This window comes from Thermomonas sp. S9 (assembly GCF_024704365.1).
Lineage (GTDB): Bacteria > Pseudomonadota > Gammaproteobacteria > Xanthomonadales > Xanthomonadaceae > Thermomonas.
Map to the genome: position 1 here is coordinate 932238 of NZ_JAJDFY010000001.1, position 22831 is coordinate 955068.

The 22831-nt window shown below is 72.0% G+C and carries 17 protein-coding genes and 6 pseudogenes; 14 read left to right on the forward strand and 9 right to left on the reverse strand.

Annotated elements, in window-relative coordinates:
* Positions 1–34: 34 nt before the first annotated feature.
* Entirely contained in the window at positions 35–598 is a 564-nt protein-coding gene (locus LJB71_RS04625) for a Smr/MutS family protein (protein ID WP_259303263.1), read from the reverse strand.
* Positions 599–670: 72 nt separating this feature from the next.
* Here LJB71_RS04625 and surE point away from each other — a divergent pair, with 72 nt between their 5' ends.
* From surE to LJB71_RS04645, 4 genes and pseudogenes are all read left to right on the forward strand, one after another.
* Complete coding sequence (surE, locus tag LJB71_RS04630; RefSeq protein WP_259303264.1) at positions 671–1459, forward strand: 5'/3'-nucleotidase SurE; 789 nt, start codon at positions 671–673, stop codon at positions 1457–1459.
* On the forward strand, positions 1456–2136 hold the full coding sequence (locus LJB71_RS04635) for a protein-L-isoaspartate(D-aspartate) O-methyltransferase (protein WP_259303265.1): 681 nt from the start codon (positions 1456–1458) through the stop codon (positions 2134–2136). Before surE ends, LJB71_RS04635 begins: the two co-directional genes overlap by 4 nt.
* Positions 2136–2750 (forward strand): YqaA family protein, encoded by a 615-nt coding sequence (locus LJB71_RS04640; protein ID WP_259303266.1) that lies wholly within the window; start codon positions 2136–2138, stop codon positions 2748–2750. The genes LJB71_RS04635 and LJB71_RS04640 overlap by 1 nt, the downstream gene beginning before the upstream one ends.
* 8 nt (positions 2751–2758) lie before the next feature.
* A pseudogene (locus LJB71_RS04645) lies at positions 2759–3536 on the forward strand (peptidoglycan DD-metalloendopeptidase family protein).
* 115 nt (positions 3537–3651) lie between these two features.
* On the opposite strand, the gene LJB71_RS04650 reads toward LJB71_RS04645, so the two are convergent.
* The 3 genes from LJB71_RS04650 to purM are packed head-to-tail and all read right to left on the reverse strand — an operon-like array spanning position 3652 to position 6053.
* The gene (locus tag LJB71_RS04650; RefSeq protein ID WP_259303267.1) at positions 3652–4323 is read right to left on the reverse strand and encodes a DUF3108 domain-containing protein; all 672 of its coding nucleotides are present in this window, start codon (positions 4321–4323) and stop codon (positions 3652–3654) included.
* 58 nt (positions 4324–4381) lie between these two features.
* Positions 4382–5026, reverse strand: coding sequence for a phosphoribosylglycinamide formyltransferase (gene purN / locus LJB71_RS04655; protein ID WP_259303268.1), 645 nt, complete (start codon positions 5024–5026; stop codon positions 4382–4384).
* Positions 5027–5036: 10 nt separating this feature from the next.
* A complete protein-coding gene (gene purM / locus LJB71_RS04660; protein WP_310649434.1) occupies positions 5037–6053 on the reverse strand; it encodes a phosphoribosylformylglycinamidine cyclo-ligase in 1017 nt (338 codons plus the stop codon).
* A 359-nt stretch (positions 6054–6412) separates the two neighbouring features.
* On the opposite strand from purM, the pseudogene LJB71_RS04665 reads away from it, so the two are divergent.
* The 3 genes and pseudogenes from LJB71_RS04665 to hda all read left to right on the forward strand — a co-directional run.
* Positions 6413–7339, forward strand: a pseudogene (locus tag LJB71_RS04665) (DUF2066 domain-containing protein); the annotation flags it as partial.
* A pseudogene (locus LJB71_RS04670) lies at positions 7336–8489 on the forward strand (AI-2E family transporter). The pseudogenes LJB71_RS04665 and LJB71_RS04670, both read left to right, overlap by 4 nt.
* Positions 8490–8491: 2 nt before the next feature.
* Positions 8492–9202, forward strand: coding sequence for a DnaA regulatory inactivator Hda (gene hda, locus LJB71_RS04675; RefSeq protein ID WP_259303270.1), 711 nt, complete (start codon positions 8492–8494; stop codon positions 9200–9202).
* Here hda and murU read toward each other — a convergent pair.
* Together murU and LJB71_RS04685 are read right to left on the reverse strand one after the other, a co-directional pair.
* Positions 9181–9897 (reverse strand): N-acetylmuramate alpha-1-phosphate uridylyltransferase MurU, encoded by a 717-nt coding sequence (gene murU / locus LJB71_RS04680; RefSeq protein ID WP_259303271.1) that lies wholly within the window; start codon positions 9895–9897, stop codon positions 9181–9183. The two genes, hda and murU, sit on opposite strands and share 22 nt — an antisense overlap.
* Positions 9894–10901, reverse strand: coding sequence for a phosphotransferase (locus LJB71_RS04685; RefSeq protein WP_259303272.1), 1008 nt, complete (start codon positions 10899–10901; stop codon positions 9894–9896). The genes murU and LJB71_RS04685 overlap by 4 nt, the downstream gene beginning before the upstream one ends.
* Before the next feature lie 52 nt (positions 10902–10953).
* Here LJB71_RS04685 and LJB71_RS04690 point away from each other — a divergent pair.
* Positions 10954–12358, forward strand: a pseudogene (locus LJB71_RS04690) (mannose-1-phosphate guanylyltransferase/mannose-6-phosphate isomerase).
* Positions 12359–12428: 70 nt separating this feature from the next.
* Positions 12429–12881, forward strand: a complete 453-nt coding sequence (locus LJB71_RS04695) for a hypothetical protein (protein ID WP_259303273.1) — start codon at positions 12429–12431, stop codon at positions 12879–12881.
* 55 nt (positions 12882–12936) lie between these two features.
* Here the strand turns inward: LJB71_RS04695 and cysK are convergent, their stop codons facing one another.
* Positions 12937–13896: a cysteine synthase A gene (gene cysK / locus LJB71_RS04700; RefSeq protein WP_259303274.1), complete on the reverse strand. Its 960-nt coding sequence runs from the start codon at positions 13894–13896 to the stop codon at positions 12937–12939.
* Between the two features lie 197 nt (positions 13897–14093).
* On the opposite strand from cysK, the gene LJB71_RS04705 reads away from it, so the two are divergent.
* Positions 14094–15059: a LysR family transcriptional regulator gene (locus tag LJB71_RS04705; protein WP_259303275.1), complete on the forward strand. Its 966-nt coding sequence runs from the start codon at positions 14094–14096 to the stop codon at positions 15057–15059.
* A gap of 51 nt (positions 15060–15110) precedes the next feature.
* On the opposite strand, the gene LJB71_RS04710 is transcribed toward LJB71_RS04705, so the two are convergent.
* Entirely contained in the window at positions 15111–15308 is a 198-nt protein-coding gene (locus LJB71_RS04710) for an energy transducer TonB (RefSeq protein ID WP_259303276.1), read from the reverse strand.
* Between the two features lie 717 nt (positions 15309–16025).
* A complete protein-coding gene (locus LJB71_RS04715; protein ID WP_259303277.1) occupies positions 16026–16769 on the reverse strand; it encodes an SIMPL domain-containing protein in 744 nt (247 codons plus the stop codon).
* Positions 16770–16892: 123 nt separating this feature from the next.
* Between LJB71_RS04715 and LJB71_RS04720 the strand changes: the two are divergent.
* From LJB71_RS04720 to LJB71_RS04735, 4 genes and pseudogenes are all read left to right on the forward strand, one after another.
* A pseudogene (locus LJB71_RS04720) lies at positions 16893–17363 on the forward strand (Maf family nucleotide pyrophosphatase); the annotation flags it as partial.
* Positions 17364–17460: 97 nt separating this feature from the next.
* Positions 17461–18950, forward strand: a pseudogene (gene rng, locus LJB71_RS04725) (ribonuclease G).
* Between the two features lie 48 nt (positions 18951–18998).
* Positions 18999–21749, forward strand: a complete 2751-nt coding sequence (locus tag LJB71_RS04730; protein ID WP_259303278.1) for a YhdP family protein — start codon at positions 18999–19001, stop codon at positions 21747–21749.
* Positions 21706–22788 (forward strand): AsmA-like C-terminal region-containing protein, encoded by a 1083-nt coding sequence (locus LJB71_RS04735; RefSeq protein ID WP_259303279.1) that lies wholly within the window; start codon positions 21706–21708, stop codon positions 22786–22788. Before LJB71_RS04730 ends, LJB71_RS04735 begins: the two co-directional genes overlap by 44 nt.
* Positions 22789–22831 lie beyond the last annotated feature (43 nt).

Consider the following 22831-nt stretch of genomic DNA (forward strand, 5'->3'; position numbering starts at 1 on the left):
GCGCCTTCGTCGCGAGCGAGGGCGGGGGGCGGCTTCAGTGCTTTTCCAGCAGCACCAGCACCGCGCCGGTGCCGCCCTGCGCGGCCGGCGGGGAGTGGAAGGCGAGCACGTCGCCGCGCTGGCGCAACAGGCGGTCCACCAGGTTCTTCAGCACCGGCAGGCGTTCCTCCGAATTGCGGCCCTTGCCGTGCACGATCCGCACGCAGGCCACGCCGTGCGCGCGGCAGTCGCGCAGGAAGGCGCGCAGCAGGTCCTCCGCCGCGCGTGCGGGCAGGCCGTGCAGGTCCAGTTCCTCCTGCGCCGCATAGCCGCCGCGCGCCAGCGTCTTCAGCACCCGCGGCGGCACGTCCTCGCGCCGGTAGGCCAGCGGGTCGCCGGCCTCCAGCGCCGACACCAGCAGCTGGCGGAACTCCTGCCGCGCGGCGTCCTCGTCGCGGCGGGCCATGCGGGCCGCGGGTTTCGGCTTCGGCGGCGCGGGTGGCGGCGGCGCGGGCGGCAGCGGACGCACCCGGCCGGCGTCGGCGCCGATCGCGGCGCGGAACAGGCTGGCGTCGTCCTCGGCGGCAGCCGGATCGTCGGCGGGCGGGGCCTTGCGCATGCGCCACAGGGTACCGCGAAGCGCGCCGGGCATCCGGTATCATGCCCGCATGCACATCGTTCCAATGCCGTGATGCGGGTCCTGGTCAGCAACGACGACGGCGTCGATGCCCCCGGCATCCACGCCCTGGCCCGGGGACTGCGCGATGCCGGCCACGACGTGGTGATGGTGGCGCCCGACCGCGACCGCAGCGGCGCCAGCAATTCGCTGACGCTGGACGCGCCGATCCGGGTGCTGCGCATGGACGATCGCACCTGGAAGGTGTACGGCACGCCCACCGACTGCGTGCACGTGGCGGTCACCGGGATGCTGGAGGCGCTCGGCCTGGAACCCGACATCGTGGTGTCCGGCATCAACAACACCGCCAACCTGGGCGACGACGTGATCTATTCGGGCACGGTGGCGGCGGCGATGGAAGGCCGCTTCCTGGGTCTGCCCGCGGTGGCGGTGTCGCTGGTGACCGAGGACCATCGCGGTTTTCATTACGCCAGCGCCGCGCGCGCCGCGGTGGAGATCGTCGAGCGCCTGCGCCGCGATCCGCTGCCGGCCAGCACCATCCTCAACGTCAACGTGCCCGACCTGCCGTGGGAGCGCATCCGCGGCTTCGAGACCAGCCGCCTGGGCCATCGCCACCGCGCCGAGCCGTGCACGCCGCAGCAGGACCCGCGCGGCCGCCAGTGGTGGTGGATCGGCGCCGCCGGCGACGAGCAGGACGCCGGCCCCGGCACCGACTTCCATGCGGTGCGCAGCGGCCATATCGCGATCACTCCGATCCACGTGGACCTCACCCGCTACCAGGCGCTGGAGCAGGTAGCCGGCTGGGTGGATGGGCTGGCCGCGGCGCTGGAGGCGCGGCCGTGATCGCGCGCCTGCGCCTGCAGCCGGCGGATGTCGGTATGGGCCTGACCGGGCAGCGCGTGCGCGACCGCCTGATCGAGGACCTGCGCGGCGGCGGGATCGCCGACGAGCGCGTGCTGAACGCCATCCGCACCGTGCCGCGGCACCAGTTCGTGGACGAGGCGCTGGCCAGCCGTGCCTACGAGAACAACGCGCTGCCGATCGGGCACGGGCAGACTATCTCGCAGCCGTACGTGGTGGCCAAGATGACCGAGGCCCTGCTGCGCGACGGCAGCCCGAAGCGGGTGCTGGAAGTCGGCACCGGCTCCGGCTACCAGGCGGCGGTGCTGGCGGCGCTGGGCCTGGAGGTGTTCACGGTGGAGCGCATCGGCGACCTGCTGCGCACCGCGCGCAAGCGTTTCCGCGCGCTCGGCCTGCATGTGCGCAGCAAGCACGACGACGGCCGCATCGGCTGGCCGGAGCAGGCCCCGTTCGACGCCATCATCGTCACCGCCGCCGGTCCCGCGCTGGTGGAGGCGCTGCTGGAGCAGTTGGCCCCCGGCGGCGTGCTGGTGGCCCCGGTCGGCACGGCCGGCGCACAGACTTTGCTCCGCTTGTGCAAGGACGCCGATGGCGCGATCACGCAAGAGGATCTCGGTGCGGTGGTATTCGTGCCGCTGCTGTCGGGGATGATCGACTGATGCGCCTGTTCGGCCCGTTGTACCAGCGCACGCTGGCCTGGTCCCGGCATCCGAAGGCGCCCGCGCTGCTGGGCGGGCTCAGCTTCGTCGAGGCCATCGTGTTCCCGGTGATGCCCGAGGTGATGCTGGCGCCGATGTCCCTGGCGCAGCCGAAGCGGGCGTTCCGCTTCGCCGGGATCAGCCTGCTGGGCTCGCTGCTGGGGGCGGTGGTCGGCTATCTGCTGGGCCATTACGCCTACGAGCTGGTGAAGCCGGCGCTGTCCACCTTGGGCTGGCTGGAGCGGATCGAGGCCCAGGTGGAAGATCTGCGCGCGATCGTTGCGCATTCGCCGTGGCAGGCGTTCTGGCTGCTGGTGCTGGCCGGGTTCACCCCGATCCCGCTGAAGATCTTCACCTGGGCCAGCGGCGTGGTCGGCGTGCCGCTGCTGCCGTTCCTGGCCGCGATGCTGGTCGGGCGCGGCAAGCGCGTGTACCTGCTGGCGCTGGTGATCCGGCTTGGCGGCGAGCGCGCCGAACGTGCGCTGCACCGCTGGATCGAGCACATCGGCTGGGCGGCGTTGGTGCTGCTGGCGGCGCTGGCCGGGTGGTTGCTGCTGCGCGGGCATGCGGCATGATGGCGGGCATGATCCCGCTGCGAATCCCCGCGCTGCTGCTGGTGGCTGCGCTCGTCGCCACCGGTTGCAGCTCATACCCGGGTCGTAAAGCCGCCGCGCGATGCCGCGCCCGGTCGCGCGGTCGGTGCGCCCGCGCCGGCGGTGCGGGTATCCCAGCCCAAGTACGGCGCGACGGTGGTGGTGCAGCGTGGGCAGACGGTGTACCGGATCGCCACCGAGAACGGCATCACCCCGCTGGACCTGGCGCTGTGGAACGACATCGCGCCGCCCTACACCATCTATCCCGGGCAGCGCCTGCGCCTGTATCCGCGCGACGGGAACGTGGCGTCCAGCACGGTGCCCGCGCCCGCCAGCACGCGTCCGCCGCCCGCGCCTGCATCTGCACCTGCATCCGCGCCCGCGCCGGTCGCCAGCAGTTTGGCCTGGCAGTGGCCGGCGCAGGGCAGCGTGGTGGGCACCTATGCCGCGGGCGATCCCACCCGCCAGGGCGTGGACATCGCCGGCAAGGCCGGGCAGCCGGTGCGCGCCGCCGCCGACGGCGTGGTGGTGTATTCCGGCTCCGGGCTGGTGGGCTACGGCGAGCTGATCATCGTCAAGCACAACGACCAGTGGCTGTCGGCCTACGGTCACAACCGCGCGCGCCTGGTCAACGAGGGCGCGCTGGTCAAAGCCGGCCAGCAGATCGCGGAGATGGGCCGCAGTGGTGCCACCCGCGACATGCTGCACTTCGAGATCCGCTACAACGGCAAGCCGGTCGATCCGCTGGAATACCTGCCCCGCCGCTGAATTGCCGCACCCGCCGCCGCGTCCCATCGCGATGGTCAGCCAGGATGCGGACGGCGCGAGGCCGCATGCACGGGCCTCGGAAAAATTGATTCGATGCAGGCGCCAGTGCGCGCGCTCAGCGCACCGACTTCAGGGTCAGCTCCAGCTCGTCCTGGCCATTCTTGCGTTGCAGGATGCGCGCCGGGGTCGGCAGGCCGTCCACCACCCACACCAGCACCTGCTTGTCGTCGCTGGTGCGCGCGATCTTGGTGGCGGCGCGCGCCTGGCCGGCGACGGCGACGGTGTCCTTGCCGAGGTTCTGGTAGGTCTGCACGTGCGCGGTGCCGTTGTCCACCACCCGGTAGCGCAGCGGCTTGCCGGCGGCCACGTCGCGCACGATCGCCAGGTTCACCAGCATGCCGTCGAGGTCGCCGTCCTGCAGTGTGACCGGTCCTGCGCGGTCGGGCTTCACGTCGCCGCTCCAGCGCGCCTCGCGCCGGTCCCAGTCGTAGCGGGCGTCCTTCTGCGACTTCTTGAACAGCAGCTGCGCGGTGTCGCTGCCGGACAGCGGGCGGAAGGTGCCGCCGGCCTCGTCGAACACGGTCGCCTGGCGCGCACTGCCGACCGCGTTCTGCACGGTCAGCGCGTAGTTCCAGCGGCCGCCGTCGGCCTGCTGCAGGCTGATCCGGGCGGTGGCCGGCACGCCTTTCCAGCTGGCGTCGTAATCGGCCACGAACGGCTTTACTGCCCAGGCCTGAGCCGTGGCCAGCAGCAGCGGCAGCAACACGAACGGGCGCAATGCCTTCATCGGGATTCCTTGCATGACCGGAACGAACGGGCGGGGCGGTGCGTGGAGGGCGGGGCCGTCACGCCGGGGCCGACTCTAGCGGCCGCGGCGTAAACACCGGCTGAGCATCGATGTACACGCGCCCGTCCCGTTCAGCCAGACGGCCGGCGGCGGCCAGGCGCAATACCTGCAGCAGCAGCGGGTGCTCCACCGCCAGCACGCGCGCCGCCAGCGCGTCGGCATCATCCCCAGGCAGCACCGGCACCCGCGCCTGCGCGATCACCGGCCCGCCGTCCAGTTCGGCGGTGACGAAATGCACGCTGGCGCCGTGCTCGGCATCGCCGGCCTCCAGCGCGCGCTGGTGGGTGTGCAGGCCCTTGTGGCGCGGCAGCAGCGAGGGGTGGATGTTGAGCAGGCGGCCGGCGAAGCGCTGCACGAACCCGGGGCTGAGGATGCGCATGTAGCCAGCACACACGATCCAGTCCGGCGCGCTGGCGGCGACCGCGTCGCCCAGCGCCGCGTCGAAGGCGTCGCGGCCGCCGCAGGTCTTCGGCGTGCGCGCCCAGCGCAGCGCTTCCGGTACCCGCTGCAGGGCCTGCGCCTCGGGCCTGTCGGAGAACACGCCGATCACCTGCGCATCGAGAGTGCCGGCGGTAATCGCGTCGAGGATGGCCTGCAGGTTGCTGCCGCGGCCGGAGGCGAGGATGGCGAGGCGGGCGGTCATCGGGCTGGTATCAGCCGATGCGCAGGCGCTCGCCGTCGCGCGGCGCGGTGACCTGGCCGATCCGCCAGTGCGCAAGCGACAGGCGGTCGAGGTCGGCCTCCACCGCGGCCGCGTCGGCCGGGTCCACCATCAGCACGTAGCCGATGCCGCAGTTGAAGGTGCGCCACATTTCCGCGTCCGCCACGTTGCCTTCGCGCTGCAGCCAGTCGAACACCGCCGGCCGCGGCCAGCTGGAGGTGTCGATGTCCAGCCCCAGCGGGGCGGGGACCACGCGGATGATCTTCTCCACCAGCGCGCCGCCGGTGACGTGCGCCATCGCGTGGATGTCGTGCCGCGCCAGCAGCTCCAGCACCGGTTTGACGTAGATGCGGGTCGGTTCCATCAGCGCATCGGCCAGGCTGACGCCGCCGAGGTCGAGGTCCAGCGGATTGCCGGCGCGTGCGAGGATCCTGCGGATCAGCGAATAGCCGTTGGAATGCGGGCCGCTGGAGGCGATGCCGATCAGCACGTCGCCCGCGCGCAGGCGGCTGGAATCGACCAGCCTGGATTTTTCCACCGCGCCGACGGTGAAGCCGGCCAGGTCGTATTCGCCCGGCGGGTACATGTCGGGCATTTCCGCGGTCTCGCCGCCGATCAGCGCGCAGCCGGCGAGTTCGCAGCCCCTGGCAATCCCGGCGACCACGTTCACCGTGGTCTCGACGTCGAGCTTGCCGGTGGCAAAGTAGTCGAGGAAGAACAGCGGTTCGGCGCCCTGCACCAGCACGTCGTTCACGCACATCGCCACCAGGTCCTGGCCGATGCCGGCGTGGCGGTTCAGCTGCCTGGCGAGGATCAGCTTGGTGCCCACGCCGTCGGTGCCGGAGACCAGCACCGGCTCCTTATAGCGGCCGGCGAGGTCGAACAGCCCGCCGAACAGGCCCACCCCGCCCAGCACTTCCGGGCGCAGCGTGCGCCGGACCAAGGGTTTGATGCGTTCGACCACGGCGTTGCCGGCGTCGATGTCCACCCCGGCGTCGCGGTAGGTCAGGCCGGGGGAAGGGGAGGGCTGGGTGGTCACGGCGGACTCGGGCAGGCGCGGGAAGCGCGCGATTTTAACAGCCGCCGGGTGCTGCCGCCGGTGCGGTCATGGACGCGCCCGCCCGGCTGCGGCAACATTCCGGCACGAGGCCGGGGTGTCCGGCAGGCGAGGATGGCCGATGCAAGCAACACCGCAAGGGATCGCGCGGGCATGGCCGCGGCTGTTCGGGCTGTGGCTGCTGCTGGCTCTGCTGGCGCCGGGTGCGGCGCTGGCGCAGCGCACCGAGGGCGACCGCGCCGCGGCGCAGGGGCCGTACCAGGCCGAGGTGAGCGTGCGCAACCAGACCGACGGCGAGCGCGACAAGGCGTTCGCGCGCGCTGGCGCAGGTGCTGGCGAATGTCACCGGCAATCGCGAGGCGGCCCTGCGCGACGGCGTGCGCGACGAACTGGCGAATGCCAAGGACTACGTCGACAGCTACGACTACCGCCAGGACGAGGGCATCGGCCCGACCGGTGCGCCCAGCTTCCAGACCATCTTGGTGGTGCGCTTCCGGCCGGCCGACGTGGACGATCTGGTGGATATGTTCGGCCTGCCGCGCTGGCCACAGCCGCGGCCCAAGCCGGTGCTGTGGCTGGCGATCGACGATGGCAGCGGCCCGCGCCTGGTCGGGCTGGGCCAGGTGAACGCCGCGCGTGCGATCCTGGATGCCGCCAAGGCGCGCGGCTACGCACTCGGTCTGCCGGTCGGCAATGCCGCCGAGATGGCGGCGGTGGGCGCGATCTGGCGCGGCGACGTGGGTGCGATCAGCGCGCTGTCGCGCCGTTACAGCCCGCCGATCCAGCTGATCGGCAAGCTTTACCGCACTGCCGGGGGCTGGGCCGCGGACTGGACGTTGGTGGACAACGGCAAGGTGCTGGGCAGCTGGCAGACCAGCAATCCAGACGCGCGCCGGGCGATGGCGGGCGGTGCCGACGGGGCCGCCGATGCGCTGGCGCGGCGCTATGCCAGGGTCAATCCCGATGCGGCGCCGGGCCAGTTCCGGCTGCGCGTCCTGGGCCTGCACGGCAGCGACGACTATCTGCGCCTGGCCGGCTACCTCGACGGCCTGCCGGTGGTGCGCCGGGTCGTGCCGGTCAGCGCCAGCCCGGACGCGCTGGAGCTGGAGGTCGATCTTGCCAGCGGGCTGGCCAACTTCAGCCGCTACGTCGGTCGCGCCGGGGTGCTGGTCCCGGCGCCCGCTACCGGCGATGGCAGCGCGGGCGCGCCCGCGGCATTTCTTCTGGGCGGAAAATGAGCATGCAGCGCGATCAGGATCTTGCGACCATCGCCGCGTTCTACCGGCGGGTGCAGTGGACTGCGCTCGGACTGGGGCTCGTATGGTGCCTGTGGCTGCTGGCGCCGATCCTGAGTCCGTTCGCATTGAAGCTGCCCTGCTGGGCTGGCTGGGCGACCCGATGGTGGACCGCCTGGAGCGGCGGATGTCGCGCAACAGCGCGGTGGTGCTGGTGTTCGCAGTGATGATCCTGGTCCTGCTGCTGGCCGCGGTGCTGCTGGTACCGCTGCTGGAGAGTCAGGTCATGATCCTGGTGGATTCGCTGCCCGGCTACCGCGACTGGTTCGTGCAGACCGCACTGCCGTGGATCGAGCGGCGCACCGGACTGCAGATCCTGGCGTGGCTGGATCCGCAGCATCTGTTCCAGCTGATCCGCGAGCACTGGCAGGGCGCGGGCGGCATCGTGGCGGTGATGCTCGGCTACGTCTCGCGCTCGGGCTTTGCGCTGGTGACCTGGCTGGCCAACATCGCACTGCTGCCGGTGCTGACCTTTTTCTTCCTGCGCGATTGGGATCTGATCGTGAGCAAGGTCGCTGCGCTGATCCCGCGCGACCACTACGCCACCGTGCGCCGGCTGGCGCTGGAAGCGAATGAGGTGCTGGGTGGATTCCTGCGCGGGCAGCTGCTGGTGATGCTGATGCTGGGCATCCTGTACGCGCTGGGGCTGTGGCTGGTGGGGCTGAAGCTGGGCATCCTGATCGGCGTGGTGGCGGGACTGCTGACCTTCGTGCCGTATCTGGGGCCGGCCGCGATCATCCTGTTCGGCGGCATCGCCGCGCTGGTCCAGTTCGGCGACTGGCAGCATCTGGCGGGGGTGGGCATCGTGTTCGGCGTCGGCCAGGTGGTGGAGAGCTTCCTGCTCACGCCGGTGCTGGTGGGCGACCGCATCGGCCTGCATCCGATGGTGGTGATTTTCGCGGTGATGGCCGGCGGCACCCTGTTCGGCTTCCTCGGCATGCTGCTGGCGCTGCCGGTGGCGGCAGTGATCAACGTGCTGCTGCGCTACGCGCAGGAGCGCTACCGCCACAGCCGCCTGTATGCGGGCGACACCCCGGCGATCCTGCTGGATGCCGCGCCGCCGCCGGGCGGCGGCGACCAGGACGCGGGCTGACGATGACGGAGACGTTCGGCCCGCAGCTGCCGCTGGCGCTGCGGGCGCCGCCGGACCAGCGTCTCGACCGCTACCTGCAGGCCCCGGAGGGCTTGCTGCCGCAGCTGCGCGCGCTCGCCGCCGGCAACGCGGCCACGGCCGCTGGGGTGTATCTGCATGGCGCACCCGCCACCGGCAAGACCCATCTGCTGCTGGCCTGCTGCGCCGAGGCGCAGGCGTCCGGCCGCCAGGTGGCCTACCTGTCGCTGCGCGGTCTACGCGGGCGCGTGCGCCTGGCCAGCGAGGGGCTGGAGCGCGCCGAGCTGCTGGCGCTGGACGATCTCGACGCGGTGGCCGGCGAGCACGCGGACGAAGTCGCGCTGTTCGACCTGCACAACCGCCTGCGCGATGCCGGGCGCGTGCCGCTGTACGCCGCCAGCGCCGCGCCGGATGCGCTGGGCCTGGTATTGCCCGACCTGCGCTCGCGGCTGGCGCAGTGCGCGCGCTGGGCGTTGCCGGTGCTGGACGATGCCGGCCGCGCCGAATTGCTGCGCCAGCGCGCCGCCGCGCGCGGGCTGGAGTTCGACGCCGCCGCGCTGGACTGGCTGCTGCGCCGCGCCAGCCGTGACCTCGCCAGCCTCACCGCGCTCTTCGAGCGTCTCGATCGCGCCTCGCTCGCTGCGCAGCGGCGGCTGACCGTGCCCTTCCTGCGTCAGGTGCTGGGGGTGGACTGAGCGCGCAGCGCCGCATCCAGCCGCTGCAGCCGCTCCGGCGTGCCCACGTCGGTCCAGCGCCCGCGGTGATGCTCGCCGCTGATCGCACCGTGCGCCATGTGCGCGCGCAGTAGCGGCGCCAGCGGGAATTTCGGTTTGCCGTTGGCGCGCATGGGCGTGGAGATGAGGTCGCGCCAGTCATCCAGCAGCTGCGGGCGATAGAGGCCGATGCCGGCATAGGTGAGCTTGTAGTCGCCATCGGGATGCACGCGCCCATCGCTGCTTAGCGCGAAATCGCCGTGTGGCGCATGCGGCGGCGGATCCACCAGCACCAGATGCGCCAGCCCCGCAGGCGCGCGCGGCAGGCGGGCGAAGTCGTAGTCCGTCCACACATCGCCATTGACCAGCAGGAAGGGGGCCTCGCCCAGCAGCGGCAGCGCGTTCCACATGCCGCCGCCGGTTTCCAGCGGGGTGTCGCCCTCGTAGGCATAGTGCAGGCGCAGGCCCCAGCGCGCGCCGTCGCCCAGCGTGGCGGGGAACTGCTCCGCCAGCCACGAGGTGTTCACGACCACATCGCGGATGCCGAGCGCTGCCAGCTTTTCCAGATGCCAGACGATCAGCGGCTTGCCGCCGACGCGCAGCAGCGGCTTGGGCGTGGCGTCGGTGAGCGGCCGCATGCGCTCGCCCAGGCCGGCGGCGAAGATCAGCGCCTTCATGCGGCCAGCTTCGCGAAGGCGGGCTCGAGCGTGCGCTCCAGCAGCTCGCGCAGCGGGTCGAGTGCACGGTATTTCGGCACCACCGCATCGAGGTAGGCGAGGAAGCGCGGGGCATCCGCGAGGTAGCGCGGCTTGCCGTCGCGGTGGTGCAGCCGCGCGAAGATGCCGAGGATCTTCAGGTGCCGCTGCACGCCGCACCAGTCGGCATCGCGCAGGAACACCTCGAGCGCGGGCACCGGCAGGCCCGCATCCACGGCGTGCGCGTGATACTCGCGCAGCCAGCCGTCCACGCGCGCTTCCGGCCAGCTCAGGAAGGCATCGCGCAGCAGGCTGACCGGGTCATACCCGATCGGCCCGCGCACCAGGTCCTGGAAGTCCAGCACGGCCGGGCCGTCGGTGGCCGGCATCAGATTGCGCAGCATGTAATCGCGGTGTACCGGGACCTGCGGCTGTGCCAGCAGGTTGTCCATCAGCCGGCGCTGTGCCAGCTGCAGGCGTTCGGCCTCCTCGCAGTCCAGAGTGATGCCGAGGTGGCGGCGCACGAACCACTCCTCGAACAACCCGGCGTCGCGCTGCAGCAGCGCCTCGCCGAACACCGGGATGTCGGCAGGCAGGGAAATCGACTGCAGCCGCACCAGCTGCGCGATCGCCGCCTGCATATGCACATCGGCGTTGCCGGCATCGATCACCTGCGCCAGCGTGGGGCCGCCGAGGTCCTCCAGCAGCAGGAACCCGGCGCCCACGTCACGCGCGAGCACCTGCGGCACGCGCACGCCGCCGGCTTCAAGCAGGTCGCGGATGCGCAGCCACGGGCGCACGTCCTCCTGGCCGGGCGGTGCGTCCATCACGATGCGCGCGGGCGTGGCGCCCAGCGTGCGCCAGTAGCTGCGCAGGCCGGCATCGGTGGAGGCGCGTTCCAGCCCGACGTCGGGCTGGCGCAGGGCGGCGCGGACCCAGGCCAGGCGCTGGGCGGCACGGGCGTCGTCGGTGGCGGGGTCGCTCATGCGCAAAGGGTAAACTGCGGCCCGGTCTTTGCGCAGTCGTAGGAAGGCACCCGTGGCGAAATTGCAGCCCGTCCTGTTGTCCGGCGGTTCCGGCACGCGTCTGTGGCCACTCTCGCGCGAGGCCTATCCCAAACAGTTCCTGCCGCTGGTGGGCGATGACACCCTGCTGCAGGCCACCTGGCGGCGCGTGGCCGCGCTGGCGGATGCCGCGCCGATCGTGGTCGCCGGCGAGGAGCACCGCTTCCTGGTCGCCGAGCAGCTGCGCCAGATCGGCGCGCCCACGCCGGCGATCCTGCTCGAACCTGTGGGCCGCAACACCGCCCCGGCGATCGCCGCCGCCGCGCTGCAGGCGATGGCCGCAGGCGACGACCCGCTGCTGCTGGTGCTGCCCTCCGACCACGTGGTGCGCGCCGCCGCCGCTTTCCAGGCCGCCGTGCGCGCGGCGATGCCGGCGGCCGAGGCGGGCAAGTTGGTGACGTTCGGGATCGTGCCGGCTGCACCGGAAACCGGTTTCGGCTATATCCAGGCGGGCCCTGGCGAGGGCGTGCGCCCGGTGCTGCGCTTCGTCGAGAAGCCGGATGCCGCCACCGCGCAGGCCTATCTCGCAGCCGGCGGCTATTACTGGAACAGCGGCATGTTCCTGCTGCGTGCCTCGCGCTATCTGGAAGAACTGCAGCGCTTCCGCCCGGACATCCTCGCCTCCGTGCGCGCCGCATTCGCCGCCGCCGCGCGCGACGGCGACTTCATTCGGCTGGACAAAACCGCGTTCGCGGCCTGTCCGGCGGATTCCATCGATTACGCGGTGATGGAAAAAGACCGACGCGGCCGCGGTGCTGCCGGTGGACATCGGCTGGAACGACGTCGGGTCGTGGTCGGCGCTGTGGGAAGTGAGCGCGCAGGATGCCGACGGCAACGCCCACCACGGCGACGTGATCGCGATCGACAGCCGCAACAGCTATGCCTACGCACGCCGGCTGGTGGCGCTGGTCGGCGTGGACGACCTGGTGGTGGTGGAGACCGACGACGCCGTGCTGGTGGCGCGCAAGGACAGGGTGCAGCAGGTCAAGGACGTGGTGGCGCGGCTGAAGGCCGAGGCGCGCCCGCAGGCGGTGCTGCATCGCGAGGTGCACCGTCCGTGGGGCAGCTACGACTCGATCGACATCGGCGACGGCTTCCAGGTCAAGCGCATCAAGGTCAAGCCCGGCGCGCGGCTGTCGCTGCAGTCGCACACCCGCCGCGCCGAGCACTGGGTGGTGGTGCGCGGCACCGCCCGGGTGACGCGCGACAACGACGTGTTCGAGCTGCTGCCCAACCAGAGCACCTACATCCCGATCGGCGCCAGGCACCGCCTGGAAAATCCGGGCCGGGAAATGCTCGAACTGATCGAAGTGCAGTCCGGCGACTACCTGGGCGAGGATGACATCGTCCGCTACGAGGACTTGTACGGGCGCACCTGAGGCGGTGGCGGCGGGCGCTCGCGCGATGCTAGCCTGCGCACCTCGTGCCACCATCCGGGGAGAGGATTGCATGAAGCGCGTTTTCGCCGCCTGCGTCGCGGCATCGCTGGCGTTGCCGGCCCAGCACGCCCGCGCCGGCGTGTATGCGGACGACCTGGGCAAGTGCCTGGTGTCGTCCACCAGCGATGCCGACAAGGCCCTGCTGGTGAAATGGATCTTTTCGGCGATCGCGCTGCAGAGGGACATCGCGCCCTACATCCGCATGCCGTCCGAGGTGCGCACCGACATCAACAAACAGACCGCCGGCCTGTACATGCGGCTGCTCACCGAGACCTGCCGCAGCCAGACCGCGACCGCGTTCAAGTACGAAGGCCAGGCCGCCATCGCCAGCGCGTTCCAGCTGCTGGGCCAGGTGGCGTCGCAGGGCATCTTCAGCGACCCGTCGGTCGAGGCCGGGATGGGCGAACTCACCCAGTATTTCGATGCCGACAAGCTCTCGCAGGTGCTGGACGCGGGCAAGTAGCCGCGCGCAGGCGCGCCCTCCCGGCCCGGGGTGGGTGCTGCCGCGAGGCGTGCGGTCACCCCAGCGTCGCCAGCCAGTCGTCGTCGCTGCCGTCGGGGATGTCGGCCATCAGCGCGGTGCTGAGGTAGCGCTCGCCGGTGTCGGGCAGCATGGCCAGTAGCACGCTGCCGGCCTGGGCCTCCTGCGCCAGTGCCAGCGCGGTGGCGGCGGTGCCGCCGGCGGAGATGCCGGCGAAGATGCCTTCCTCCGCGGCCAGCCGGCGCGCGGTGGCGATGGCGTCCTCGTCGGTGACGGTGCGCAGTTCATCGGCCACGCCGCGGTTGAGCACCTCCGGCACGAAGTCGGGGGTCCAGCCCTGGATCTTGTGCGGCTGCCAGGCCTCGCCCTTCAGCAGGGCCGCACCGGCCGGTTCGGTGGCGACGATGCGCACGTCCGGGCGCGCCGCCTTCAGCATCTCGCCGACCCCGGTCAGGGTGCCGCCGGTGCCCCAGCCGCTGACGAACACGTCCAGCCGGCGCCCGGCGAAGTCGCGCAGGATCTCGGCGGCGGTGGTGTTGCGGTGGAAGGCCGGGTTGGCCGGATTGGTGAACTGGCTGGCGAGGAACCAGCCGTGCCGCTCGGCCAGCTCGCGCGCCTTGCGCACCATGCCGCTGCCGCGCTCGGCGGCCGGGGTCAGGATGACCTTGGCGCCGTAGGCGCGCATCAGCTTGCGGCGCTCGACCGAGAACGTCTCGCTCATCACCGCGACGAACTTGTAGCCGCGTGCCGCGGCCACCATCGCCAGCGCCACGCCGGTATTGCCGGACGTGGCCTCGACGATGGTATCGCCAGGCTTGAGCAGGCCGCGGCGTTCGGCATCGAGCACGATGGCCAGCGCGAGACGGTCCTTGACCGATCCGCCGGGATTGAACGACTCCATCTTCACGTACACGCTGGCGTGCGCCGGCGCCAGCCGCTGCAGCTTGACGATGGGGGTGTGGCCGATGGTGTCGAGGATGCTGTCGTGCAGGGCCATGATGGGGTCTCGCGGATGCGGGGATGCCGCGTGGCGGCGCGGGCGGGGCGCGGCAGGGGGCTACCTTAGGCCTGGGCCGGCAAGCGCAGGAAATGGCCCGCTGCTGTTTGCTTATGCTTGGCAGGAATGAAGCGGGGGCGGCGGTGATGCCGCTATAATCATCGCATTATCAAGATGAAAAGATACGAGGGGCATCCATGACCCTGACCCAGCTGCGCTATCTGGTGGCGATCGCCGATGCCGGGTTCAACATCACCCAGGCGGCCGAGCGCGTGCACGCCACCCAGCCCGGGGTGTCCAAGCAGCTCAAGCAGCTGGAGGACGAGCTGGGGTTCCAGATTTTCCTGCGCAAGGGGCGCAGCCTGGAAGGCGTTTCCCCGGCCGGCGTGAAGGTGATCGAGAGCGCCCGCAAGATCCTCACCGAAGCCGCCAACATCCGCAGCTACGCCGCCAACGAGCGCGGCGAACATCGCGGCCGGCTGCTGCTGGCCACCACCCATACCCAGGCGCGCTACGTGCTGCCGCCGGTGATCGCGGAACTGGCGCGGCGCTATCCGCAGGTCAGCGTGGATCTGTTCGCGGCCGGCGATGCCGAGGTGCTGGAGAAGCTGGACGAAGCCGACTTCGGGTTGATCAGCACCGCCGGCCCGGCGCCTGCCACCAGCGGGGTGGTGGTGCCGCTGTACCGCTGGCGGCGGGTGCTGCTGGTGCCGGCCACGCATCCGCTGGCGGCACGCGAGGGGGCGCCCACGCTGGCCGAGCTGGCGCTGTACCCGCTGGTGTCCTACGAATCCTCCAAGCACCCCGATTCCTCGCTGCAGCGTGCGTTCGCGCAGGCGGGAGTGGCGCCGCAGATCGCGATGACCGCGCGCGACGCCAACCTCATCAAGACCTACGTGCGCGCCGGCATGGGCGCCGGGTTGCTGGCCGAGATGGCGGTGTCCGGGCGCGAGGACGCCGACCTGCGGGCGCTGCAGGCGCCGCTGGAGCTGCCGGAGTGCATCACCTGGGCGGTGGTGCCGCGCGGTCGCGTGCTGCGCGAGTACGCGTTGGTGCTGCTGCACGCGCTGGCGCCGCAGATCGATCCGCGCGACCTGCGCCGGGTCCTGGAAGGCCACCAGGACGCACGCTGGCCGGAGCCGCCGCGCTGGCGGCCGGCCTGAGGCGGTCGGCCCGACCCGGCATGTGCCATCCCTGGCGCATGCCTGCGGCGGTCAACCGCGTACTGTGAACTCCACCGGCACCAGCCCCAGCGCCTGCACCGGCTGGCCGTCCTGCAGCGCCGGCTGGAAGCGCCAGCGCTTGAGCACCTGTGTGCGGGCGGCCTCGTCCAGCATGCGGTAGCCGCTGCTGCGCGCTACCGTCACGTCCAGCGGGCGGCCATCCACGTCCACCAGCACCTGCAGCAGCACGGTGCCGGACAGCCGCTGCTGCAGGGCGGCGCGCGGATAGGCCGGGGCGGGGGGCGCTGAGGTAGGCCAGCTGCATCGGCTGTGCGATCGGGCCGGGTGAGGTCAAAGCGGGGCCGGGTCCGGCATCGTCGGTCGTGCCAGCGTCCGTCGCCTGCGCCGGGCCGGTATCGCTGCGGATGACCGGTGCCGGATCGGACACGGCCGGGATGCGCCTGTCCGCGCGGGTCGGCGGCTGTGCGGACGCGGCCGCCGGCGGCGGCAGCGGCAGCGTGGTGACTTCGACCACCGGCGGCGTGCGCGGGATGATCCGCAGCTGCGGCGTGCGCGGTTGCGCGCTAGGCGCCGGCGGCGGCAGCGCCATCGGCACCATCAGCAGGCCGAACAGCAGCAGGTTGAGCGCCAGCGTCGCGCTCAGGGTCAGCACACGCGCGGCATCCGGGCGTGGGCGGGCGGCGGGCAGGGCGAAAGCGGAATGGGCATGGATCATGGTCGGTCTCCTTCGGTCGGCGCGAACGGGGAACCACGACGCGTGCGGCATGTGGCGGCCTGCACGCCCTTACGCTGCGACCACGGGCCGTGCGCTGGCAACGGGGTGGGTGCTGCGGGTTGGGCCGCGATTCAGGCAGGCGCCGGCGGTCGATACCCTGGCGGCGCAAACGACGAGGCCCGCGCGCGGCGGGCGGCGGGATGCGGGCGAGGCGGCGCGAGTGCGCGGCGTCAGTGCCCCAGCTCGAACACCATTTCGATCGTCACCGACACCGAACTTTCGCCAGCGGCGACCGCGGTGTCCTTCTCCATCATCGCCATCGGCGCGGCCGCTACGCGCATCACCGGCAGCGGGCGCGGTGGCGTGGTGCCGCCTTCGCTCAGGCTGACCACCCGCAGCACCCGCATCCCGAGCGCATCGGCATAGGTGCGCGCCATCGCCTGCGCCTTGCGCACCGCGGCGATGCGCGCCTCCTGCAATGCCTCTTCCGGCCTGTCGATCCCGAAGCTGGGGCCGTTGATCTGGTTGGCACCCTGCGCCACCAGCGTGTCCAGCACCTTGCCCAGCCGGGCCAGGTCGCGCACCTTCACATTGACGGTGTTGCTGGCCTGGTAGCCGGTGATCGCCGGCGGCGCGCCGTCCACGTACTTGTACTGCGGGTTGAGGTTGATGCCGCTGGTCTGGATGTCGCGTTCGGCGATCCCGGCCGCGCGCAGCGCCGCCAGCACCCGGTCCATGCGCTGGGCGTTCTCGCGCATCGCGGCGTTGGCGTCGCTGGCCTGGGTCACCACCCCGGTGGAGAGGGTGGCGATATCCGGCTTGCGGCTGGCCTCGGCGCTGGCGGAGACCGACAGCAGGGTGGGCTGCGCGGCAGGCGCAGGCGCGGACGGGGCGGTGGCGGGCGACTGGGCGTGGCTGGTCATGGGCAGGGTGGCGGCAAGGGCAAGGGCGAGCAGCAGCGGACGCAGGGTCATGGAGGGCTCCCGGGATGGTTGATGCAAAGCTTTCGCATGCCGGGGGTGAACGGGCGGTGAGCCGCCGCCCGGCCGGCGGCCTGCGGATGCGGCCGGCCGGCGGGCGCGGGTTAGACTTCGACCATGCTGCATCTTGCCTCGCGTTCACCCCGCCGCGCCGAACTGCTGTCCCGCCTCGGGCTGGACTTCGGCCTCCTCGATCTCGACGTGCCCGAGCACCAGGCGCCGGGGGAGCCTGCGTTCGACTATGTGCGCCGGGTGGCGCGCGAGAAGGCCGGGGCCGGCCTGCTGAAGGTGCTGGGTGCGCCCGGCGCGGTGGTGCTGGGCGCGGATACCGAGGTCATCCTGGAAGATCGCGTGTTCGGCAAGCCGGCCGATGCCGGCGAGGCGGCGGCGATGCTGCGCGCGCTGTCCGGCCGCACCCACGAGGTGCTGACCGCGGTGGCGCTGGTCGGCGCCGGGCGCGAGGCGCAGGCGGCATCGCTGACCCGGGTCACGCTGGATGCGCTGTCCGAGGCCGACGTCGCCCGCTACCTCGCCAGCGGCGAATGGCAGGGCAAGGCCGGCGCGTATGCCATCCAGGGCCGCTTCGAGATGCACGTGGCGCGGCTGGACGGCAGCTATTCCGGGGTCATGGGCCTGCCGCTGCGGAAACGGCCGGACTGCTGCGCCAGTTCGGGCTGCTGGCGTCATGAGCGAGGAACTGCTGGTCAACGTCACCCCGCGCGAGACCCGCGTCGCGGTGGTCGAGAACGGCATGCTGCAGGAGCTGCACATCGAGCGCGGCAGCCAGCGTGGCGTGGTCGGCAACATCTACAAGGGCAAGGTGCAGCGGGTGATGCCCGGGATGCAGGCCGCGTTCGTGGACATCGGCCTGGATCGCGGCGCCTTCCTGCATGCCAACGACATCTTCCGCAGCGCGCCGCTGGGTGCCGGCGACGGCGACGAACCTCCACTGGCCTCGCCGCAGGTGCAGGTGCCGGTGACCGAACTGCTGCGCGATGGTGCCGAAATCGTGGTGCAGGTAGTGAAGGACCCGATCGGCAGCAAGGGCGCGCGGCTGACCACCCAGATCAGCATCCCCTCGCGCTACCTGGTGCTGCTGCCGCGCTCGAAGGTGGTGGGCATTTCCGCGCGGATCGAGGACGAGGCCGAGGCGCGCGCCTGAAGGGACTGATGCAGACGCTCACCGCGGGCGGCCCCGGCTACGGCTACATCGTGCGCACCAATGCCGAAGGACAGCCGGCGGAAGCGCTGGCCGAAGACATCGCCTATCTCAGGCGGGTATGGGAGCAGGTGGAGAGCAAGGCCGCCACCGCCGGCGTGGGGGCATGCCTGTATGAGGACCTGAGCCTGCCGCTGCGGGCGGTGCGCGACCTGATCCGGCGCGACGTGGAGCGGGTGCGGGTGGATTCGCGCGAGACCTGCGAGCGCCTGCGTGAGTTCGCCGCACGCTACATGCCCGCGCTGGCAGACAAGATCGAACATTACGCCGGCGTGCGGCCCATCTTCGACATGTACGGCGTCGAGGACGAGATCCAGCGCGCGCTGGAAAAGGAGGTGCCGCTGAAATCCGGCGGCTACCTGGTGATCGACCAGACCGAGGCGATGACCACGGTGGACGTGAATACCGGCAGCTTCCTCGGCCAGCGCAACCTCGAGGAGACCGTGTTCCGCACCAACCTGGAGGCGGCGCAGGCGGTGGCGCGCCAGCTGCGCCTGCGCAACCTGGGCGGGATCATCATCATCGACTTCATCGACATGCAGGATGCCGAGCATCGCCGGCAGGTGCTGCGCACGCTGGAGAAGTCGCTGGCCAAGGACCACGCCAAGACCACGGTGTACGACTTCTCGCCGCTGGGGCTGGTGGAGATGACCCGCAAGCGCACGGTGGATTCGCTGGAGCGCCAGCTGTGCGAGCCCTGCCACGAATGCGGCGGGCGCGGCATGGTCAAGACCGCCGAGACCGTCACCTACGAGATCTTCCGCGAGATCGTGCGCGCGGTGCGCCAGTTCGAGGCGGCGCGGCTGCTGGTGATCGCCCCGCCCAAGGTGGTGGCGCGGATCACCGACGAGGAATCCAACGCGGTGGCCGAGCTGGAAGAGTTCATCGGCAAGTCGATCCGGTTCCAGGCCGATGCCCAGTACCTGCAGGAGCAGTTCGATGTGGTGCTGCTCTGACGCCATGACGGGGTTGGCCTGGCATGCGCATGCGGGGAGCCCGCCGGCATGACCATGCCCTGGCGCCACCGCCTGCGCCTGCTGCGGCGTGGTCTCTGGTACACGCTTGCATCGCTGCTGCTGGCGGTGGCGCTGCTGGTGACCGTGGCCAGCCAGCTGCTGCCGCTGCTGCAGCAGCATCCACAGCAGATCGCGGCCTGGCTGAGCGCGCGCGCGCACCATCCGGTGGCGTTCGACCGCGTGCGCACCGAATGGACCCGGCGTGGCCCGCTGCTGCGGCTGGACAACCTGCGGGTGGGCGGGGGCGCGCACCCGCTGGTGATCGGCGATGCCGAACTGCTGGTCGCGCCCTACACCGGCTGGCTGCCGGGGCGCTCGCTGACCGAGCTGCGCCTGCGCGGTCTGGACCTGACCCTGCAGCGCGATGCGAACGGCCAGTGGCAGGTGCGCGGTCTGCCTGGCCAACAGACCGATGCCAATCCGCTGGATACCCTGTCGCAGCTGGGCGAGTTGCAGCTGGCGCAGGCGCGGCTGCGGGTGCTGGCGCCGGAGCTGGGGCTGGACGTGAACGTGCCGCGGATCGACCTGCGCCTGCGCGTCAGCAATGCGCGGGTGGACGCCGGCGCGCGCGCCTGGCTGCGCAGCGCCGGCCAGCCGCTGGACGTGGCCGGCACGCTGGACCGCGCCAGCGGCGATGGCCGCGTGTATGCCGGCAGTCGCCAGACCGACCTGGCCGACCTCGCCGGGGTGCTGGCCTGGGCCGGGGTCGCGCCGCAGGCCGGCCGCGGCCGCGCTCAGGCCTGGGCCACGCTGAAGGGCCTGCGGGTGGTGGCGATGCGCGCGGTGGCCGACCTCGACGGCGTGGTCCTGCGCGGCCGCGCGCCGGGGCCGGGCCAGCCGGCGCCGGTGCAGGCGCTGGGACCGGTGGCGCTGGATGCGGCCTGGGCCGGCACCATCGGTGCCTGGCGGGCGCGTGCGCCGCGCCTGCGCATCGGCCAGCAGCAGCTGGACGGGTTGGCGCTGGCCGGCGGGGGGCATGGCCTGGCGCTGCGCGCTACGAGGCTGGAGTTGCAACCGCTGCTGGAGTTGGCGGCGCTGTCCGATGCGCTGCCGCCAGCGCTGCGTCACTGGCTGCGTGCGGCGCGCCCGGCCGGTGCGCTGGACGGCGTGGAGTTCGCCGCCGACGGCCAGGGCCGCCTGCACGCCCGCCTGCGCGCCAGCGGCCTGCGCTTCGGGCCGGTCGGGCATGCGCCGGGCCTGCGCGGGGTCGGCGGCTGGCTGCAGGCCGACCAGGACGGGCTGCGCCTGCGCTTCGATCCCGGCGCGCAGGTGGTGTTCGACTGGCCGGCCGGCTTCGGCGTGCCGCATGCCTTCACCCTCGACGGCGAGGCGGTGGCCTGGCGCAACGGCGCTGGCTGGGACGTGCAGACCCCGGGGCTGGGCATCAGCGGCGGCCCGCTGCAGGTGCATGCGCGCGGCGGGATCGGCTTCCAGGGCGACGGCAGCCGCCCGCACCTGGACATCGCCGCCGATATCGGCCAGGTGCCGGTGACCTACGCGCGCGGCTTCTGGATCCACTACCTGATGCCGAAGGCGACGGTGGACTGGCTGAATACGGCGCTGCGCGGCGGCATGCTGCGCGAGGCGCATGCGGTGGTGGCCGGCGACCTCGACGACTGGCCGTTCCGCGACGCGCCCGGGCTGGCCGGCGCCGGGGTATTCCGGGTGCAGGCCAAGGTGCAGGACGCCACCGTCAAGTTCCACCCGGACTGGCCGGCGGCCGAGCACCTCGATGCCGATCTTGCGTTCGTGGCCGACGGCTTCCGTCTTGCCGGGCGTGCCCGCCTGGGCGGGGTGTCGGTGACCGCGCTGCGCGTCGGCATCGCCAGCTTCCACCAGCCGGAGCTGACGGTGGATGCCGAGGCCGCCGGCGATGCCGGGCAGTTCCTCGCGCTGCTGCGCGCCAGCCCGCTGCGTAAGGACAACGCCTCCACCCTGGATGCACTGGCCGCGTCCGGCCCGGCGCAGGCCAGCCTGCAGATGCGGCTGCCGCTGCACCACGATGCCCCGGCGCCGCAGCTCGACGGGCGCGTGGCGCTGGCCGGCGTGCGCCTGCTGGAGCGCCGGTACAAGCTGGCGTTCGAACAGGTGCGCGGCAGCCTGCGCTTCGACCACGACGGCTTCCAGGCGGAGGGCCTGCAGGTGCGCAGCGATGGTGTGCCGGGGCTGCTGTCGCTGCGCTCGGGCCCGCACGTGCGCGATCCGGCGCAGGCGTTCGAGGCGCAGTTGCAGGCAAGCATCGACATCGACGCCCTGCTGGACAGGGCCGGCACCCTGGACTGGCTCAAGCCCTACGTGCGCGGCAGTTCAGCGTGGAGTACCGAGCTGGACGTGCCGCGCGCCGCGCCGGGCACGGCGCGGTTGCGCCTGCAATCCTCGCTGGCCGGCACCCGCCTCGACCTGCCTGCGCCGCTGGACAAGCCGGCCGGGCAGGCCCTTGCGGCCAATATCCAGCTGCAGCTGCCGCTGGAGAACGGCGAGGTGTCTGCCCGCCTGGGCGAGGTGCTGGCCCTGCGCAGCCGCAGCGCGGGCGGGCAAACCGGGCTGCGGATCCTGCTGGGTGGCGGCGCGGTGGGCGCGCCGCCGGCCAATGGCCTGCTGGTCGAGGGGCCGCACCGCGCGGCTGGATGCGCTGGGCTGAGCTGGGACTGCTCGGCAGCGGCCAGGGCGAAGGCCCCCGCTGCGGCGGGTGGACGTGCAGGCCGTACAGCTGCGCCTGCTGGGCGCGGACTTCAGTGATGCCCGTCTGCAGGTGACAGCATCGGCGGCTGCGCTGGCGGTGCAGGTGCAGGCGCCCGGTCTGGCCGGCAGCCTGCAGGTGCCGCAGGCGCACGGCGCCGCCGTCAGCGGGCGTTTCGACCGCCTGTACTGGGCGGCGCTGCCGGCCATGCAAACCGAGGCTGCACCCGCTGCCGACGGGGTCGATCCGGCCAGGATTCCGCCGCTGCAGATCGAGGTGGCCGACCTGCGCCTGGGCGGGGTGCCGATGGGGCGCGCGCGCTTCCGCAGCACGCCGGTGACGGGCGGGATGCGGATGGACGAGTTCAGCACCAGCGGCGGCAAGCAGCGCCTGCGCGGCAGCGGCAGCTGGCTGGGCCAGGGCGCGGCCCAGCGCAGCCAGTTCCGGCTGGACGTGGACAGCGACGATGCCGGCGCCCTGCTGGGCGCGCTCGGCTTTGGCGGCCAGATCGGCGGCGGGCACGGCAAGCTCGGCATGGAGGCCGGCTGGCGCGGCGGTCCGCAGGACTTCGCCCCGCCCAATCTCGATGCAACATTGGCGCTGGATCTGAAGGATGGCCGCCTGCTGGAACTGGAGCCGGGGGCCGGGCGCGTGCTCGGCCTGCTCGGCGTGGCCCAGCTGCGGCGGCGGCTGATGCTGGATTTCAGCGACTTCTTCAGCAAGGGCTTCACGTTCGACCGTATCCAGGGCAACGCCCGCATCGCCGACGGCATCCTGCATACCGACAATCTGACGATTCGCGGCCCGGCCGCGGATATCCTGGTGCGCGGCGATACCGACCTGCGCAACCAGCGCTTCGACCAGTGGGTGGACGTGCAGCCGAAATCCGCCGGGTTGCTGACCGCGGTCGGCGCGCTGGCCGCCGGCCCGGTCGGCGCGGCGGTGGGCGCGGTCGCCAACGCCGTGCTGGACAGGCCGATGCGCGATATCGGCGCCAGGCATTACCGGGTCACCGGGCCATGGAGCGCGCCCAAGGTCGAGCTGGTGGCGCGCGGCGAAGGCAACGTCCCTGCGGCCACGGCCAACGCGGGCGATTGATCCGCGCGCGCGTCGCCATATCTCTAAGACAGACTTTCGAAGG